At 69.4% G+C, this 14,659-nt stretch carries 13 protein-coding genes and 2 tRNA genes; 8 read left to right on the top strand and 7 right to left on the bottom strand.

Annotation, left to right across the window (positions count from 1 at the left end):
- The first annotated feature begins 108 nt into the window (after positions 1–108).
- Complete coding sequence (locus DYE07_RS07065; protein ID WP_083603802.1) at positions 109–747, top strand: Fur family transcriptional regulator; 639 nt, start codon at positions 109–111, stop codon at positions 745–747.
- A 44-nt stretch (positions 748–791) separates the two neighbouring features.
- On the opposite strand, the gene DYE07_RS07060 is transcribed toward DYE07_RS07065, so the two are convergent.
- Positions 792–865 (bottom strand) — tRNA-Gly (locus DYE07_RS07060).
- Between the two features lie 200 nt (positions 866–1,065).
- Between DYE07_RS07060 and dcd the strand changes: the two genes are divergently transcribed.
- Positions 1,066–1,641: a dCTP deaminase gene (gene dcd, locus DYE07_RS07055; protein ID WP_006947114.1), complete on the top strand. Its 576-nt coding sequence runs from the start codon at positions 1,066–1,068 to the stop codon at positions 1,639–1,641.
- A gap of 2 nt (positions 1,642–1,643) precedes the next feature.
- Positions 1,644–2,876, top strand: coding sequence for an alpha/beta hydrolase (locus DYE07_RS14970; RefSeq protein WP_006947111.1), 1,233 nt, complete (start codon positions 1,644–1,646; stop codon positions 2,874–2,876).
- Between the two features lie 115 nt (positions 2,877–2,991).
- Here DYE07_RS14970 and DYE07_RS07045 read toward each other — a convergent pair whose 3' ends face one another.
- From DYE07_RS07045 to DYE07_RS07030, 4 genes are all read right to left on the bottom strand, one after another.
- Complete coding sequence (locus tag DYE07_RS07045) at positions 2,992–4,467, bottom strand: lipase family protein (RefSeq protein ID WP_131940421.1); 1,476 nt, start codon at positions 4,465–4,467, stop codon at positions 2,992–2,994.
- On the bottom strand, positions 4,464–4,898 hold the full coding sequence (locus tag DYE07_RS07040; protein WP_006947121.1) for a hypothetical protein: 435 nt from the start codon (positions 4,896–4,898) through the stop codon (positions 4,464–4,466). Before DYE07_RS07040 ends, DYE07_RS07045 begins: the two co-directional genes overlap by 4 nt.
- Positions 4,895–5,275 (bottom strand): hypothetical protein, encoded by a 381-nt coding sequence (locus tag DYE07_RS07035; protein WP_040015042.1) that lies wholly within the window; start codon positions 5,273–5,275, stop codon positions 4,895–4,897. Before DYE07_RS07035 ends, DYE07_RS07040 begins: the two co-directional genes overlap by 4 nt.
- 370 nt (positions 5,276–5,645) lie before the next feature.
- Positions 5,646–7,991: a (Fe-S)-binding protein gene (locus DYE07_RS07030; RefSeq protein WP_006947058.1), complete on the bottom strand. Its 2,346-nt coding sequence runs from the start codon at positions 7,989–7,991 to the stop codon at positions 5,646–5,648.
- Positions 7,992–8,210: 219 nt separating this feature from the next.
- Here DYE07_RS07030 and cysK point away from each other — a divergent pair, with 219 nt between their 5' ends.
- Together cysK and epsC are read left to right on the top strand one after the other, a co-directional pair.
- On the top strand, positions 8,211–9,143 hold the full coding sequence (cysK, locus tag DYE07_RS07025) for a cysteine synthase A (RefSeq protein WP_115296632.1): 933 nt from the start codon (positions 8,211–8,213) through the stop codon (positions 9,141–9,143).
- A gap of 116 nt (positions 9,144–9,259) precedes the next feature.
- Complete coding sequence (epsC, locus tag DYE07_RS07020; RefSeq protein WP_050786596.1) at positions 9,260–9,859, top strand: serine O-acetyltransferase EpsC; 600 nt, start codon at positions 9,260–9,262, stop codon at positions 9,857–9,859.
- Between the two features lie 165 nt (positions 9,860–10,024).
- On the opposite strand, the gene DYE07_RS07015 is transcribed toward epsC, so the two are convergent.
- Positions 10,025–10,300: an HU family DNA-binding protein gene (locus tag DYE07_RS07015; RefSeq protein ID WP_115296630.1), complete on the bottom strand. Its 276-nt coding sequence runs from the start codon at positions 10,298–10,300 to the stop codon at positions 10,025–10,027.
- A 171-nt stretch (positions 10,301–10,471) separates the two neighbouring features.
- Positions 10,472–10,906, bottom strand: coding sequence for a hypothetical protein (locus tag DYE07_RS07010; RefSeq protein WP_006946922.1), 435 nt, complete (start codon positions 10,904–10,906; stop codon positions 10,472–10,474).
- 195 nt (positions 10,907–11,101) lie between these two features.
- On the opposite strand from DYE07_RS07010, the gene DYE07_RS07005 reads away from it, so the two are divergent.
- From DYE07_RS07005 to DYE07_RS06995, 3 genes are all read left to right on the top strand, one after another.
- Positions 11,102–11,186, top strand: a tRNA-Ser gene (locus DYE07_RS07005).
- 308 nt (positions 11,187–11,494) lie between these two features.
- Positions 11,495–12,691, top strand: a complete 1,197-nt coding sequence (locus DYE07_RS07000; protein WP_115296629.1) for a pirin family protein — start codon at positions 11,495–11,497, stop codon at positions 12,689–12,691.
- Between the two features lie 123 nt (positions 12,692–12,814).
- Positions 12,815–14,629, top strand: a complete 1,815-nt coding sequence (locus tag DYE07_RS06995) for a GNAT family N-acetyltransferase (RefSeq protein ID WP_115296628.1) — start codon at positions 12,815–12,817, stop codon at positions 14,627–14,629.
- The last annotated feature ends 30 nt before the right edge of the window (positions 14,630–14,659 follow it).

Here is a 14,659-nt window from a genome sequence, read left to right as displayed (position 1 = left end):
CAGCGCGATGATCCAGGCGCTACTCGCCGGTAAGTCTACTCATGAGTACGTGACGATGTGCTGAGTGCTCGGTTTGCCTCGCCGGTGGGGAGCCCGGACGATGGAGGCATGACCCCTCGAAGCCCTGACGCACGTGGTGCTGCAGCGAGCGTTGACCTGCGCGCGGACGCGAGCCCGAGCGATGCCCGCCGCGACGCAGCCCTCGCGCGACTGCGGGCCCGCGGAGAACGCGTGACGCCGGGGCGGCGCGCCGTCCTCGACGTGCTGAGCCGCGAACCGGGTCACGCCGACGCCGACGCCGTCGCGGCGCTCGTCGACGAGGTCGAACCGGGTATCCACCGCGCGACGATCTACCGCTCGCTGCAGGCTCTCGTCGACGCTGACATCGTCACGCACACCCACGTTCCGGGCGGCGCGACGATCTACCACCTGGCGGCCGACGTGGCGCGTGAGGGGGCGAAGGCCGATGTTGGTGCATCGGATGGGGACTCGGGGGAGGGCGATGCCGCCGGGCACGAGGTCACCGGGCACGTGGCCGAGCCTCACGCCCACGCGCACCTGCAGTGCGACACGTGCGGGCGCTTCGTCGACGTCGACGTGGCCGAGTTCGCGCCACTCGCCGCAAGAATCAAGGAGCTGACGGGGTTCACGCTCGACGCCGAGCACGGGGCGCTGCTGGGGCGGTGTGCGCAGTGCTCGAAGGAGCCACAGCCGACCTCGCGTCCCGGCGAGGCCGAGCAAGAATGACGAAAGGGGCCGGATCCCATCGGATCCGGCCCCTTTCACATGCTTGGAGCGAGTGACGAGAATCGAACTCGCGTATTCAGCTTGGGAAGCTGATGTTCTACCATTGAACTACACTCGCGAGCCCCGCCACGGCGGGGTTCTTGCCTGTCCGGCGCCCGTCCTGGTGAACGTCCGGCGCGTCGATCAAGCGCCTCGTACTCTAGCGCGTCCGCGCCGTACGTGCATGTCATGACGGACGGTGTGTCGGTCTCTCGCCACCGACGGCGCCGATGAGTGAGAGCGGGGCCGCGGCAGACGCGCGTCGATTACCGTAGCCGTGTGCTGCTTTCGGACCGTGACATCAAGAGCCAGATCGATTCCGGCCGGGTCGTGCTCGACCCGTACGAACCGTCGATGATCCAGCCGTCGAGCATCGACGTGCGCCTCGACAAGTTCTTCCGGTTGTTCGACAACCACAAGTACCCCTTCATCGACCCCGCCGCCGAGCAGCCGGAACTGACGCGCCTCGTCGAGGTCGACGCGTCCGAGCCGTTCATCCTGCACCCCGGCGAGTTCGTCCTCGGCTCGACCTACGAGCAGATCACGCTGCCCGATGACGTCGCCGCTCGTGTCGAGGGCAAGTCGTCGCTTGGTCGCCTCGGATTGCTGACGCACGCGACGGCGGGCTTCGTCGACCCCGGTTTCTCCGGCCACGTGACGCTCGAGTTGAGCAACGTCGCGACGCTGCCCATCAAGCTGTGGCCGGGCATGAAGATCGGCCAGCTGTGCTTCTTCCAGCTGACGTCCCCCGCCGAACACCCTTACGGCAGCTCCGAATACGGCTCGCACTACCAGGGCCAGCGCGGCCCCACCGCGAGCCGCAGTTTCTCCTCCTTCCACCGCACCGACGTCTGACGATGGCCGACGAGAGCGACGACGACGTCACGTCGCTGCCGGCGCGCGCGGCCGTCGAGCTCAGCCGTCGTCTCGGCTCCGAGCTCGAGGTCGAGGTCGCCCCGGGGCAAGCAGATTCTCCGCGCGTACCGGACGGTGAAGCCACCCCCGTCGACGAGACCTCCCTCGGCGACAAAGTGGTCGGCCTCGCCGCCGACGCCGCCGATGCGCTGCTGCGCGACGACGAACTCGGCGACGAGGCGCTCGACGGTGTCACCGTCGATGACGACGCCGACGCCGTGAGGGCACCGCAGCGTGCCGCAACGACGCGTCGCGAGTCCGACGTGCTGGCGTCCACCAACCCGCCGACGCCCATGCCGCACGTGCATCGTCCTGAGGGTGAGGACGACGGGGACGAGCAGGATGACGGCAGGGCGGACCGCGACGGCGGGCGGGCCGGCGCCGGGGGTGCCGCCGCTCCTGACGCTCCCGCGCAAGACGGTTCGGCTGCCGTCGACGCCCCCCTGAGCGTGGAGGCGCCACAGCGTCCGGCGACGACGAAGCGCGGTGGTGCGGCCGTCGTCGCGAGTCCGTTGCTGACGATGCCGCGCGTGCGTCACCCCGAGGCGATCGTGCTGTTCGTCCACGGAGGCGACGTCGAAGGTCACCTGCGGATGCGTCGCGGTGACCCCGCCTACCTGCGCATCGTGCCGTTCGCGCGCGACGTCGAGCGTCGTAGCCACGGCCGAATCGGGGGTGCGACGCTGCGCCTCGCCGTCCGTGGGTGGAACGAGCCGGAGAAGCCGGCCGTCGAGGACACACGCTGGGCTCTCGGCGAGCTGCGCGATCGCTACCCGGGCGTGCCGATCGCCATCGCCGGCCACTCGATGGGTGGGCGGGTCGCGCTCGACATCGCGAGCAGCGAGGACGTCGCCGCCGTCGTGGCGCTCGCGCCGTGGGCGGCAGAAGCGTCCGAGCCCGCGACGTTCCGCACCATCCCGCTGCTCGGCATCCACGGCCGACGCGACACCGTGACCAACCCCGTCGCGACGAAGAAGCTCATCGACGACGTCGCGGCCCTCGGGGGCGACGCCCGCTTCGTCTCGATGCCGGGCTGGCACGCGATGCTGTGGGGCGCGCCGCGCTGGCATCGTGAGACGTCGCGGTTCCTCATCGACCACTTGCTCGACGGTGCCGCCCCGGGTGACGGCGACCGCGCCATCCCCGCAACCGGTGTGGAGAACGTCGAGACGTAGAGCGCCGGGGACGAAACCGTCAGCCCGGCCTCCAGGCCCTGACGGCGCACCGGCAGCGGCCCCGCGACTGCAGACGAAAATCGCCGGTGGGGACAGTAATCGCGGAGGGGCGCGGTCATGGCGAGGTCACCCGGTACTGCCCGGCGGGGCCGACGCCGAAGTTCGGCGTCGGTGACGGCTTGTGCGTCGTCTCCGACGTGCACGTCAGCGTCGGCGTGACGGCGTTCTGCGTTGCTTCGACGCCGGGCTCGCGCGAGGCGTCGTACCGGTAGGTGCGAGCCTCGCCCTCGAAGAACGGCGCCGCGCTGGTCTCGAAGTCGACGGCGGCGCTCGGCGGGCCGGGGCGTCCGCGTTCCTGACCCATGACGGCCTCGTAGTTCCACCGATACTTCTCGTGCGAGTGCGGCTCGATGATGCTCGTCGAACCCTTCGCGGTCACCGCCGACGTCGGGTCGTCGATGACGAGTCGGACGCGTCCAGGGTCGCCGTCACCGGTGGCCCGCCCGTCGATGCGATGGATGAAATCAGCCGAGTTCTCGATGTTGAGCGTACGCACCCCCGCGGGGAGCTTGGCGGCCCCGACCGGCGAACCGTACGTCGTGACGTGGGTGACGTTGAGACCGTCGGAGCGACGGCGCGCGAGGTTCGTCATCACCATGCCGCCCTGCGAGTGACCCACGAGCATGACCGGCTCGCCCTTGCCGAGCACGCCCTCACGCTGCATCGCATCGCGCAAGGCATCCCGGACGGCGACTTCGCCACCGCTGACGAGACCCGCCGCGGCGGCAACGTTGCCGGAGCCGTCGAGTGGCGTGCGGGCGTTCCAGGAGAACGTCGCGGTGCCGGGGATCATCGCGATCCAGCGGCCCTGGCCAGTGGCCGGGTCGACGACGCGCTGCACCTGGATGTGGGCGGAGTCGTTGCCGTTCTCGTACAGATCGTCGATGCGTCCCATGCTCTGGCCGACGCTGCGCACTGCGGGTGCGGGCCGGGGCGCATCGGGCCCGCTGACGATCGAGGTGGTGACGGGGTTCGGAGTGCCCAGCGCACGCACGAGGCCGATGTTGATGCCGGCGACATTCTCCTCGTACGAACCCGGCAGTCTCGCGTCGATGATGGCGACGACGTCACCGACGATCATCGCGGTCGTATCGGGCGAGGGCGCGTTGCCGGTCCATTGGCGCATCGAGATCTTCGCCAGAGTCACCGTCAGCGAGTACGTCGCGATGGCTGTTTTCATGTGGGCGACGGCGCAGGCTTCGGCGAGCTCGTAGGCGTCGAGCGAGGCGCTCACGAGAGTGCTGAGCAACTGCGCGCGCAGCGCCGTGGCCGTCAGGGTGGCCGCCAGATCGAGTGACGCCGTGGCGCATGTCGTGGCCGTGCCAGGGGAGAGGGCATCCCCGGTGAACGGCAGGCCCCAGCCGATCGACAGGCTCGTGGTGGAAGCGCTGCTCGCGTCACCGTGCGCCGTCGTCAGCGCGGCGGCGAGGGTGCGCAGATCAGCGAGGTTGGCGTCGACGGCGCTCGGGCCGGCGCTCTTCTTAGCGATGACGGTGCCTGTCACCGACGAGCTGGGCGGGTCGACTCTCATGCGGCGTGCTCCCATCCGGCGTCGGGACGCATCTCATCCTGGGCGTCGCCAGCCGCGAGGCAGCCGCTCGGCGCGCCCGATTGCGCATGGAGGCCGACGAGTGCCGCCACGACCTCGGCGCGAACGTCGAACCAGTCGCGTGTTGCGTCGTCGAACCCGACGTCGCACCACTCGCCGCCTCGGCGCGCTGCGATGAGGCAAGGTGTCGCGACCTCGTCCAGACAGCCGATGACGACGAGGTCGGCGTCGGCGTCGGGCGGGGCGTCGACGACGAGCTGTAGCACGGCGCTGACGACGTCCTCGGCGGCGTGGACGCTCGCGCCCCGGGTGCTCGCGAGGCGGAACAACCCGTCAGCGAAGGTGACCTCGAGCAACGACGTGTGTTGCCCGGCACGGGCTCGCACGAGCAGGAACGGCTGCGTCATCGTCATCCCCGCCAGTCGCCGTAGTGGGAGTAGTCGTACGGACCCTCGCTCTCGTCGCGGTGCAGGGCCTTGCCCACCTTCGACAGGCCATCGCGCGCGAGATCGATCGGCGCCATGACGACGTTGGTCACGCTGGTCTGATGCGATTCGACCGATGCGGCGTGCCGGCCGATGTCGGTCGCGAACGACGCCGCGTCGTCACCGCAGGCGTCGAGGTCGCGGGCGAACGAGGTGAGGACGCTGCGGCAATGGTCGGCCGCACCGGACGTCCACTGCGTCGTCGTGATGGTCGTGCGCAGATCCGTGGCGGACTGTGCGAGGTCGCTCGAGAGCAGGTCGGCTCGCCGCTGCTGCGCCCGGATGTCGTCTCCGAGAGTGCTCATGACGGCGACGCTAGGTCCCTGCGTCGCCCCCGCGCAGCCCGGGCGCCGCGACCCTGTGGATCAGCCCTCCCGAGAGCGTCGAAACGGCCCGTGGCCGTCACTGCCTGTGGATGACGAGGCCGCGCCGCCGGTCCGCCTCGTCGTCCAGATGCACCCGGGTGCATCTGGACGCACGAGGCGGGGGCGTGAGTAGCGGAACCCTGGCAGGCGAACTGGGATGGACGAACCCCGCTCAACGAACCTCGCTCAACAAACCCCGCCCGAGGCGCCCCATGAAACGACGAACGGGGCGCCCGTCCCGCTGATCTCTCAGCGGAACGAAGCGCCCCGGGTGTCAACCCTCGTGCCCGTGACGGGCGGGTGCGGCGGCTCAGACGGTCTGCGTCGCGCCCTCGTCGACGGCCTTCGTGTCCTCACCGCGACGCACCGCGGCGAGCAGCATGTTGGCGACGTCGACGACCTCGACCTCTTCGCGCGCGTTGCCGTCGCTCTGCTCGGCCGTGAGGCCGTCCGTCATCATGACGCGGCAGAACGGGCAGCCGATGGCGATGCGGTCGGCGCCGGTGGCGACGGCCTCCTTCGTACGGTTGAGGTTGATGCGCTCACCGAGCTTCTCCTCCATCCACATGCGGGCGCCGCCGGCGCCGCAGCAGAAGGACTTCTCGCCGGAGCGTTCCATCTCCTTGTACTCGACGCCGGGCAGCGACGCGATGAGTTCGCGCGGCGGCGCGTAGACCTGGTTGTGACGGCCGAGATAGCACGGGTCGTGGTACGTGACCGACTTGCCCGTCGACGCAGCGCCCGACTTGTCCTTCGGCTGCTGCGCGAACTCCTCCGGCGCCGCGACGGGCGTCAGCTTCTTCTCGCGCACGAGACGGTTGAGCAGCTGCGTGTGGTGGACGACCTCGTACTCGCCCCCGATCTGCGGGTACTCGTTCTTGATCGTGTTGAAGCAGTGCGCACACGTGACGACGATCTTCTTCGCCTTCGCCTCGTTGAGCGTCGCGACGTTCTGGCCGGCGAGCATCTGGAAGAGGATCTCGTTTCCGGCGCGGCGTGCCGGGTCGCCGGTGCAGCTCTCGCCGTCACCGAGGACGGCGAAGTCGACGCCCGCTGTGTGCAGCAGCTCGGCGACGGCGCGCGTCGTCTTCTTCGCACGGTCCTCGTAGGCGCCGGCGCAGCCGACCCAGAACAGCCACTCGACCTCGTCGGCGGATTCGACGTCGGAGCCGATGACCTTGACGTCGAACGGCAGGCCCTTGGCCCACTCGAGGCGAGCCCGCGCCGACATGCCCCACGGGTTCGACTTGTTCTCGAGGTTCTTGAACAGGCCCGCGAGTTCGGTCGGGAACGCGGACTCGATGAGCGTCTGGTAGCGACGCATGTCGACGATGTGGTCGACGTGCTCGATGTCGACGGGGCACTGCTCGACACAGGCGCCACACGTCGTGCACGACCACAGGACGTCCTCGTCGATGATGGCGCCGGCCGCGTCACCGTTCGCGGTGGTGCCGGCCGGGTTGTACGCCGTCAGCGGGTTCGCGATGTCGTAGCCGGTCGAGCCGATGAGCGGCGTGCGCAGCAGGTCGACGCCGGAGTGGTCGGCGACCGTCGGCAGGCCCTTCTCGTCGACGGGCCCGGACGCGGCCGCAGCGGCCTGCAGGAACGGCGCCTTCGCGGCGGAGTGGTCGCGCAGCGTCATCATGAGCAGCTTGGGCGACAGCGGCTTTTCGGTGTTCCACGCGGGACACTGGCTCTGGCAACGACCGCACTCGGTGCAGGTGGAGAAGTCGAGCAGGCCCTTCCACGTGAAGTCCTCGACCTTGCCGACACCCAGGACGGTGTCCTCGTCGAGCTCGAGCTCCTCGACGTCCTTGAGCGGCTCGCCGTCGACCATCATCGGCTTCGCGGCGCCGAGGGCCGTGCGGCCGTCCGCGTTGCGCTTGAACCAGATGTTCGGGAACGCGAGGAAGCGGTGCCAGGCAACACCCATCGTCGTGTTGAGCGAGATCGTGATCATCCACGCCATCGAGATGAGGATCTTGATCGCGGCGATGACGACGATGAGCTGCTCGAGGCCGTCCTTGCCGATCGACTCGAACGGCTTGCCGAGGAAGAACGTCATCGGGAAGTGCAGGACGCTCGCGTGGTGGCTGCCGTCGACGCGGCCCAGCGCGTACTCGAGCGCGCGCAGGCTGACGATGCACAGACCGACGCCGAAGATCGTGAACTCGACGTAGTAGGCCTGCCAGAACGACGAACCGAAGAAGCGCGACTTGCGGCCGTCCTTGCCGGCCGAACGGCCCGGGTGGTTCTTGCGGCGGTTCCAGATGAGCCAGCAGATGCCGAGGAAGCCCGTCCACGCCATGAACTCGGTCAGCCACTCCCAGGGAGCGAACGTTCCGATGATCGGCAGCGTGAAGTCGGGGTTGAAGATCTGGCCGTAGGCGGTGACCAGGGTGAAGAACAGGATGCCGAAGCTGATCATCGTGAACCAGTGCGCGACGGCGACGATCGGCAGGCGGGACATGCGCGTGTGTCCGAGGAACTCGCGCAGCAACGTGACGGTTCGCGCACCGGGGTTGTCCGTGCGCTTTTCGGGTGCGCCGACCTTGAACCGCGCCACCATCTGTGCCACGGCGCGCACGAGCAGCGAGACGCCGATGACGGTGATGACGACGCAGATCACTGCGGCGACGATCTGGAGGGCTGACATGGGCCCCAGTCTAGACGGGGCTACCGGCCGGTAACCCGGGGGCGGGGCGATGTCGTGTCCATTTCGAATTAGTCAACGAGCACGTGTGCTATTGCCTGGCCCGTGGGCATAAACGTAGATAACGCAGAGTTGGTAAAGTCATAAGCAGTCATCGCACCGCGTCTGCTCGCCTCCTTGGGGCGAGATTGGACGCGCCGCCACCGTCGAAAGGCCCCCCTCATGCCCATCCTCGCCAACGTCACTGAGGCCATCGGCAACACGCCGCTCGTGCGCATCAACCGCATCATCGACGCCCCCGACGTCACCGTCGCGGCGAAGCTCGAGTTCAGCAACCCCGCCGCCTCCGTCAAGGACCGCATCGGCAAGGCGATCGTCGAGGCCGCGGAGGCCTCCGGCGAGCTGAAGCCGGCCGGGACGATCGTCGAGGCGACGTCGGGCAACACCGGCATCGCGCTCGCCATGGTCGGCGCCGCCAAGGGCTACGACGTCGTGCTGACGATGCCCGAGTCGATGTCGAAGGAGCGTCGCGCGCTGCTCAAGGGCTTCGGCGCCGAACTCGTCCTCACCCCCGCCGCCGAGGGCATGAAGGGCGCCGTGACGAAGGCCGAGGAGATCGCCGCCCAGCGTGACGGCGCCGTCCTCGCCCGCCAGTTCGCGAACACGGCCAACCCCGAGGTGCACCGCAAGACCACCGCCGAGGAGATCTGGCGCGACACCGACGGCGCCGTCGACATCGTCATCGCCGGCATCGGCACCGGCGGCACGATCACCGGCATCGGCGAGGTGCTCAAGGAGCGCAAGCCCGACGTGAAGATGATCGCCGTCGAGCCCGCTGAGTCGCCGATCCTCAACGGCGGTCAGGCCGGGCCGCACAAGATCCAGGGCATCGGCGCCAACTTCGTGCCCGACATCCTCAACACCGACATCTACGACGAGGTCATCGACATCGACGCCGAGACCTCCGTCGAATGGGCGCGCAAGGCCGCGACGCAGGAGGGGCTGCTCGTCGGCCTGTCGTCCGGCGCCGCACTCGCCGCAGCCTCGCAGGTGGCAGCGCGCCCCGAGAACAAGGGCAAGACGATCGTCGTCATCATCCCCAGCTTCGGTGAGCGCTACCTGTCGACGATCCTGTTCGAGGGCATCGTCGACTGACATCCGTCTCATCGGCCGGGCGCGTGGTGCTGCACCGCGCGCCCCGGCGTTCGGGCACCCCGGGCGGGTGCGCCAATGATGAGCAGAGCTGTTGGGCGAGAGTCGAGTTCGAGGAGATGACGGTGGCGAAGAACCCGTTGACGCGTGCAAGGGCTGCGCTGGAGACGATGAACGAGGACGTCGACGCGGCCCTCGCACGCGACCCCGCCGGGGGTTCGCGGTTGGAGATGGCGCTCGCCTCGCCTGGTCTGCACGCTGTGTGGAGCCACCGGGTCACGCATGCGATGTGGCAGCGCGGCGGCCGCTGGAAGCTGCCGGCGCGTCTCGGATCGCAGGTGACGCGGGCCGTCACCGGCGTCGAGATCCATCCCGGTGCGACGATCGGTCGGCGTTTCTTCATCGATCACGGCATGGGCGTCGTCATCGGGGAGACGAGCGAGATCGGCGACGACTGCATGCTCTACAACGGCGTCAACCTGGGTGGGCGGACGCTCGCGAAGGTCAAGCGTCACCCGACGCTCGGGGACGGCGTGACGGTGGGCGCGGGCGCTCGTATCCTCGGCCCGATCGTCGTGGGCGATGGCGCTCAGGTCGGCGCGAACGCCGTCGTCGTCAAGGACGTGCCCGCGACGGGCGTCGCCGTCGGTGTGCCCGCGAAGGTGCGGGTGCCCGCCGTCGAGCACGACCCGTTCAGCGACCCTGCCGTCTACATCTGATCGTGTGCACCGCCCCCGCGTTGACCTCGATGTTGCCCGGGTTTCTGGGGATCGATTGCCCGAAAGCCGGGCAACATCGTCGGGTGACTGGCGCGCGGCCAGGCATGACGAAGGGGGCCGCTTCACCGATGTGGTGAAACGGCCCCCTTCGTCAGATCAGGCAGTTCAGCCCTTGGCGGCGGCCTTGAGCTTGGAACCGGCCGTCACCTTCGCGGCGTAGCCGGCCGGGATCTCGATCTCGGCGCCCGTCTGCGGGTTGCGGCCCGTGCGGGCGGCGCGCTCGACACGCTCGATCGTGAGCAGGCCGGGGAGCTGGATCTTGTCACCGCGGCCGATGGCCTCGATGATGACGTCGTTGAGGCCGGCGAGGACGGCGGTGGCGTCCTTGACGCTGACGCCGGTGCGCTGGGCGATGGTGCTGGCGAGGTCACTGCGGTTCATGAATCAATCCTGTTCTATCCGACTGGTCGTGGCCGAGACAGCCACCCGAAGGGCTGTGTTAGGCCGCGCTGTCTGCGAATCTACGCGAAATCCCGCGAGATGTCGCGCCTGACGCGGGGTTCGTCGCACGTCGTGCGCCTCGAGCGTCAGGGCGAATCGAGTGGGTGGGGGTCAGGGGAGCTTCTCGCCGCCGGGGCCGAAGCCGCTCGTGTCGGCGTGAAGGTCGCCCTTGGAGTCGCGGTGGATCGTCTCGGGCAGGTCGCTGTCGTCCTTCGCAGCGTGCTTGCCGCCGGACGTCTTCGACGAGACGGCGTCCTTCGCGTCGGCGGCCTTGGAGGTCGTCGCGTCCTTGGCGTCCGACGCCTTGCTCGCGACGCCATGCGCTGCGTCCTTGCTGACGTCAGCGGCCTTCTGGCCGACAGCCGCGGCGACGACGGGCGCCTTGGCCTTGACGGTCTCCGTCGCGGCGGTGACCTTGTCCTGCACGGCAGGGTTGCTCCAGGCCTTGTCGGCCTGCTTCTTGATCTGCTCGTAGCGCTTCTCCCCAGCGCGCGTACCGAGGACGTAGCCGACGACGCCGCCGGCGAGGAAGGAGATCTTGCCCATGATGTGGCTCCATTTCATGTGAACGGACAACTTGCCGTCGAGCCTACCCAATCTGCGTTGGCGCGCCAGTGCCTTACGATGGTTTCTCGTTGCCCGGTTGCCGTGCGACGCCTGGGTTCGGCCCTGCTGGGAGCATCGATGACGATGCGCTCGACGGGTCGTTGCCCGTGGTGTTCGCGGTTGGTGCAGCGACGAGGAGGGCTCGCATAGTGGCCGAGTGCACCGGTCTTGAAAACCGGAGTTGGGAAACCAACCGTGGGTTCAAATCCCACGCCCTCCGCAGATGAGTAGGACCCCCGCCGGATCAGCGACGAAGTCGCCCGGCGGGGGTCCTACTCATCTGCGGCATGACAGGCTGGGGATTTGGGAGGGGCGACGCGCGAGTGAGTGATAGCGAGCCTGCACGGCGCGACGGTTCCCACGACCTCCCTCCTAACGGTGCAGAGCGACCCAACTGCGATTTTCGTCCACATCTGCGATTTTCGTGCACAACGATCGGCCGACTGTTGCTCCTGCACACCGTGGGTGCTTGGGTGGCATGAGGGCCCCATTCGTCGGGGCTGATGGTCGACACCAGGGAGCGCTGAAATGCTCGACGACACCCAGGACACAGGCGCCCGCACCACCGCCACGCATCACGCCGGCGCCGGCGCCTACCCGTCCGGCATCCAGGGCGACGGTGTTCACGACAACACCCACCCGCAATACCCGCGCGACGGCGCTCGTCGAACCACTACCCGCGACGCCGGTGCCCGCACGTCAGGCGCCGACGCCGACGTCAGGGCCGCCGGTGGACTCGACCCTGCAGATGCGATCGTCGCCCAGGCGAACGAGGCGCCCACCGCAGAACGCCCCGTCGAGGGCGTCGTTCAGGTTCTCTCACCCCGCCAGGTTCCGCTCGGCGGGCTGCGTGCCCTCGAGGTGCGACGCACCCTGCCGCACCGCGACCGCTCGTTCGTCGGGGCGTGGTGCTTCGTCGACCACTACGGCCCGGAACGCGGCGTCGGCATGGACGTGCCGCCGCACCCCCACACCGGGCTGCAGACGGTCTCGTGGTTGTTCGAGGGCGCCATCGAACACCATGATTCTGGTGGCGCGCACGCCGTCGTCCGCCCCGGCGAGGTCAACCTCATGACGAGCGGCCACGGCATCGTCCACTCCGAGGTCTCGACGCCCGGCACCGAGACGCTGCACGGCGTCCAGCTCTGGGTGGCACTGCCCGACGTGACCCGCGACGGCGACCGCGCGTTCGAACATCACGCGCCCGAGTGCGTGCCGCTACCGAGCGGTCAGGGTTCGGCGCTCGTCTTCATCGGCGAACTGCGCGGCGTCGCCGGTTCGCCGATCGTCACGCACACGCCGCTGCTCGGCGCCGAATTGCGCCTCGACGCGGGCGCGCGTGTCACCCTCGATGTCGACGAGGGGTTCGAGCACGGCATCCTCGTCGACACCGGCACGGTCACCCTCGACGGCGCGCGCCTCGAACGCGGCGACCTCGGCTGCGTCGACGAAGGCCGCGCGACGCTGACGCTCGACGTCGGTGATGAGCCCGCGCGCGTCATCCTGCTCGGCGGCACGCCGTTCGAGGAGGAAATCGTGATGTGGTGGAACTTCATCGGCCGCAGCCACGACGAGATCGTCCTCGCGCGCGACGAATACGAGGCGGGTGCAGAGCGTTTCGGCTCGGTCGAGGGATATGTCGGCGACGTCGAGCGCATCCCCGCGCCGACCATGCCCCCGGTTCGCCTGCGCCCGCGTAACCGTCGCGGGCGCGGCGGAGGGTGACGATGGCTCGCGAACGCGACACACGTCGCATCGCGACGAACCCGCCGACCATCCGCCCAGCCCCGCAACGAGGACCGCCCGTCGCACGACTCGCTCAGCCCGACCCCATCGAAGGAGAACGCCGTGCCTGACCTGACGTTGACGAAGAACACCGACGCCAACCGCTACGAGGCGTGGGACGGTGACGCCCTCGCCGGGTTCGCCGAATATCAACTCACCGATCAGCTCATCGTGTTCACGCACACCGAGGTCGATCCGAGCTACGAGGGCAAGGGCGTCGGCTCACAGGTCGCGAGGTTCGCGCTCGACGACGTGCGCGCCGACGGCACCCACGACGTGCTGCCACTGTGCCCGTTCATCAAGGGCTGGATCGGGCGTCACCGCGAATACGTCGACCTCGTCCACGGCGCACCCGAGACCACGGCGAAGGACGGACGCATGCCCGCCGAGCCCAAGGGTCCTGACGGCGTGCCCCGCGTCGACAGTCCGGACGCGGCCACCGATCCTCACCGCCCGTCCGAGTCTGACGGCCCTGACGGCGTGCGCCGCGTCGACGTCATCGTCATCGGTGGCGGGCCGACGGGCGAGAACGTCGCTCAGTACGCCCATGACGGTGGGCTGAGCGTCCTGCTGATAGAGGGCGAACTGCTCGGCGGTGAGTGCTCCTATTACGCGTGCATGCCGAGCAAGGCGCTGCTGCGCCCGCTCGACGTCAGGGCGACCAGCGAGCACCTGCCCGGCCTGCGGCCCGCCGAGCTCGACGTCGCAGCGCTGCTCGCACGCCGCGACGCGTGGGTCTCGGACTACGACGACACCTCCCAGCTCGACTGGGCGACGGGCGCAGGCCTCGACGTCATGCGCGGTCACGCACGTCTCGTCAGCGAGAGGACGGTGAGCGTGAGCTCGGACGGCGGCGCGAGCACCGTCGTCGAAGCGGGCGTCGCCCTCGTGCTGGCGACGGGTTCGGTGCCCGTCGTCCCGCCGATGTTCGCCGACCTGCACGCCTGGGGGTCGCGTGACGCGACGGGCGTCGTCGAGGTGCCTGACCGGCTCGTCATCGTCGGCGGCGGGGTCGTCGCCTGCGAGGCCGCGACGTGGATGAGCGCCCTCGGCAGCAGCGTCACGATGCTCGTGCGCGGTGATGCGCTGCTCACGGACCAGGAACCATTCGCTGGCGCGGCCGTCCTCGACGCGCTGCGTACGGCCGGCGTCGACGTCCGCCTCGCCACCCGAATCACCGACGCCAGCCGCGCCGGCGCCGCCGACACCGGCCTCGGTCGCGTGCACGGCGGGCCGGTGACGCTCACCGTCGAACGTGATGAATCGGGCAGCGAGCGGATCGTCGCCGACGAACTCCTGCTCGCCACCGGCCGTCGCCCGCGCCTCGACGACGTCGGTCTCGAAGCGGTCGGCGTCAACGCGGACGACGTGCGCGCCGGGCGCCTGCCGACCTGGCTGCACGCCATCGGTGACGCCGGCGGCGGCGCGCCGCTGACACACATGGGCAAGTACGAGGCGCGCGTGCTCGGCGCCCGACTCGCCGGCGCGCACGAGACGCCGCCGCCGCGTGACGTTCCCGTCCCTCAGGTCGTGTTCACGGACCCGCAGGTCGCGGCGGTCGGCTCGAGCGAGGCTCAGGCGCGCGAAGCGGGGCATGACGTCGTCACCGTCGCGGTGCCGTTCGCGAGCGCCGCGGGTACGGCTCTGCTGCGTGACGACGGTGTGGGGAGCGCCAAGATCGTCGTCGACCGTGCCACCGGGTGCCTGCTCGGCGCGACGTTCGTCGGCCACGAGGCGGCCGAACTCGTCCACGCGGCGACGGTCGCCATCGTCGGCCAGGTGCCGGTCGGCGTCCTTCGGCACGCGGTGCCGAGCTACCCGACGTCGTCGGAGCTCTGGCTGCGCCTGCTCGAGGAGCTGCCGACGAACCTGCGCTGACGCGTGACGACGGGGCGCTCGGGGGCATGA

The sequence above is a fragment of the Dermacoccus nishinomiyaensis genome (assembly GCF_900447535.1).
Classification (GTDB): Bacteria; Actinomycetota; Actinomycetes; order Actinomycetales; family Dermatophilaceae; genus Dermacoccus; species Dermacoccus nishinomiyaensis.
This window is presented reverse-complemented; position numbering and strand designations above follow the sequence as displayed.

What these genes read in the sequence shown, in the direction of transcription:
- DYE07_RS07000 (WP_115296629.1), top strand. Translation starts at nt 11,495, where the DNA reads ATGCTCGACGACACCCAGGACACAGGCGCCCGCACCACCGCCACGCAT.
- DYE07_RS07015 (WP_115296630.1), bottom strand. Translation starts at nt 10,300, where the DNA reads ATGAACCGCAGTGACCTCGCCAGCACCATCGCCCAGCGCACCGGCGTC.
- DYE07_RS07035 (WP_040015042.1), bottom strand. Translation starts at nt 5,275, where the DNA reads ATGAGCACTCTCGGAGACGACATCCGGGCGCAGCAGCGGCGAGCCGAC.
- cysK (WP_115296632.1), top strand. Translation starts at nt 8,211, where the DNA reads ATGCCCATCCTCGCCAACGTCACTGAGGCCATCGGCAACACGCCGCTC.
- DYE07_RS07065 (WP_083603802.1), top strand. Translation starts at nt 109, where the DNA reads ATGACCCCTCGAAGCCCTGACGCACGTGGTGCTGCAGCGAGCGTTGAC.
- DYE07_RS07045 (WP_131940421.1), bottom strand. Translation starts at nt 4,467, where the DNA reads ATGAGAGTCGACCCGCCCAGCTCGTCGGTGACAGGCACCGTCATCGCT.
- DYE07_RS07030 (WP_006947058.1), bottom strand. Translation starts at nt 7,991, where the DNA reads ATGTCAGCCCTCCAGATCGTCGCCGCAGTGATCTGCGTCGTCATCACC.
- DYE07_RS07010 (WP_006946922.1), bottom strand. Translation starts at nt 10,906, where the DNA reads ATGGGCAAGATCTCCTTCCTCGCCGGCGGCGTCGTCGGCTACGTCCTC.
- epsC (WP_050786596.1), top strand. Translation starts at nt 9,260, where the DNA reads ATGACGGTGGCGAAGAACCCGTTGACGCGTGCAAGGGCTGCGCTGGAG.
- DYE07_RS07040 (WP_006947121.1), bottom strand. Translation starts at nt 4,898, where the DNA reads ATGACGATGACGCAGCCGTTCCTGCTCGTGCGAGCCCGTGCCGGGCAA.
- DYE07_RS14970 (WP_006947111.1), top strand. Translation starts at nt 1,644, where the DNA reads ATGGCCGACGAGAGCGACGACGACGTCACGTCGCTGCCGGCGCGCGCG.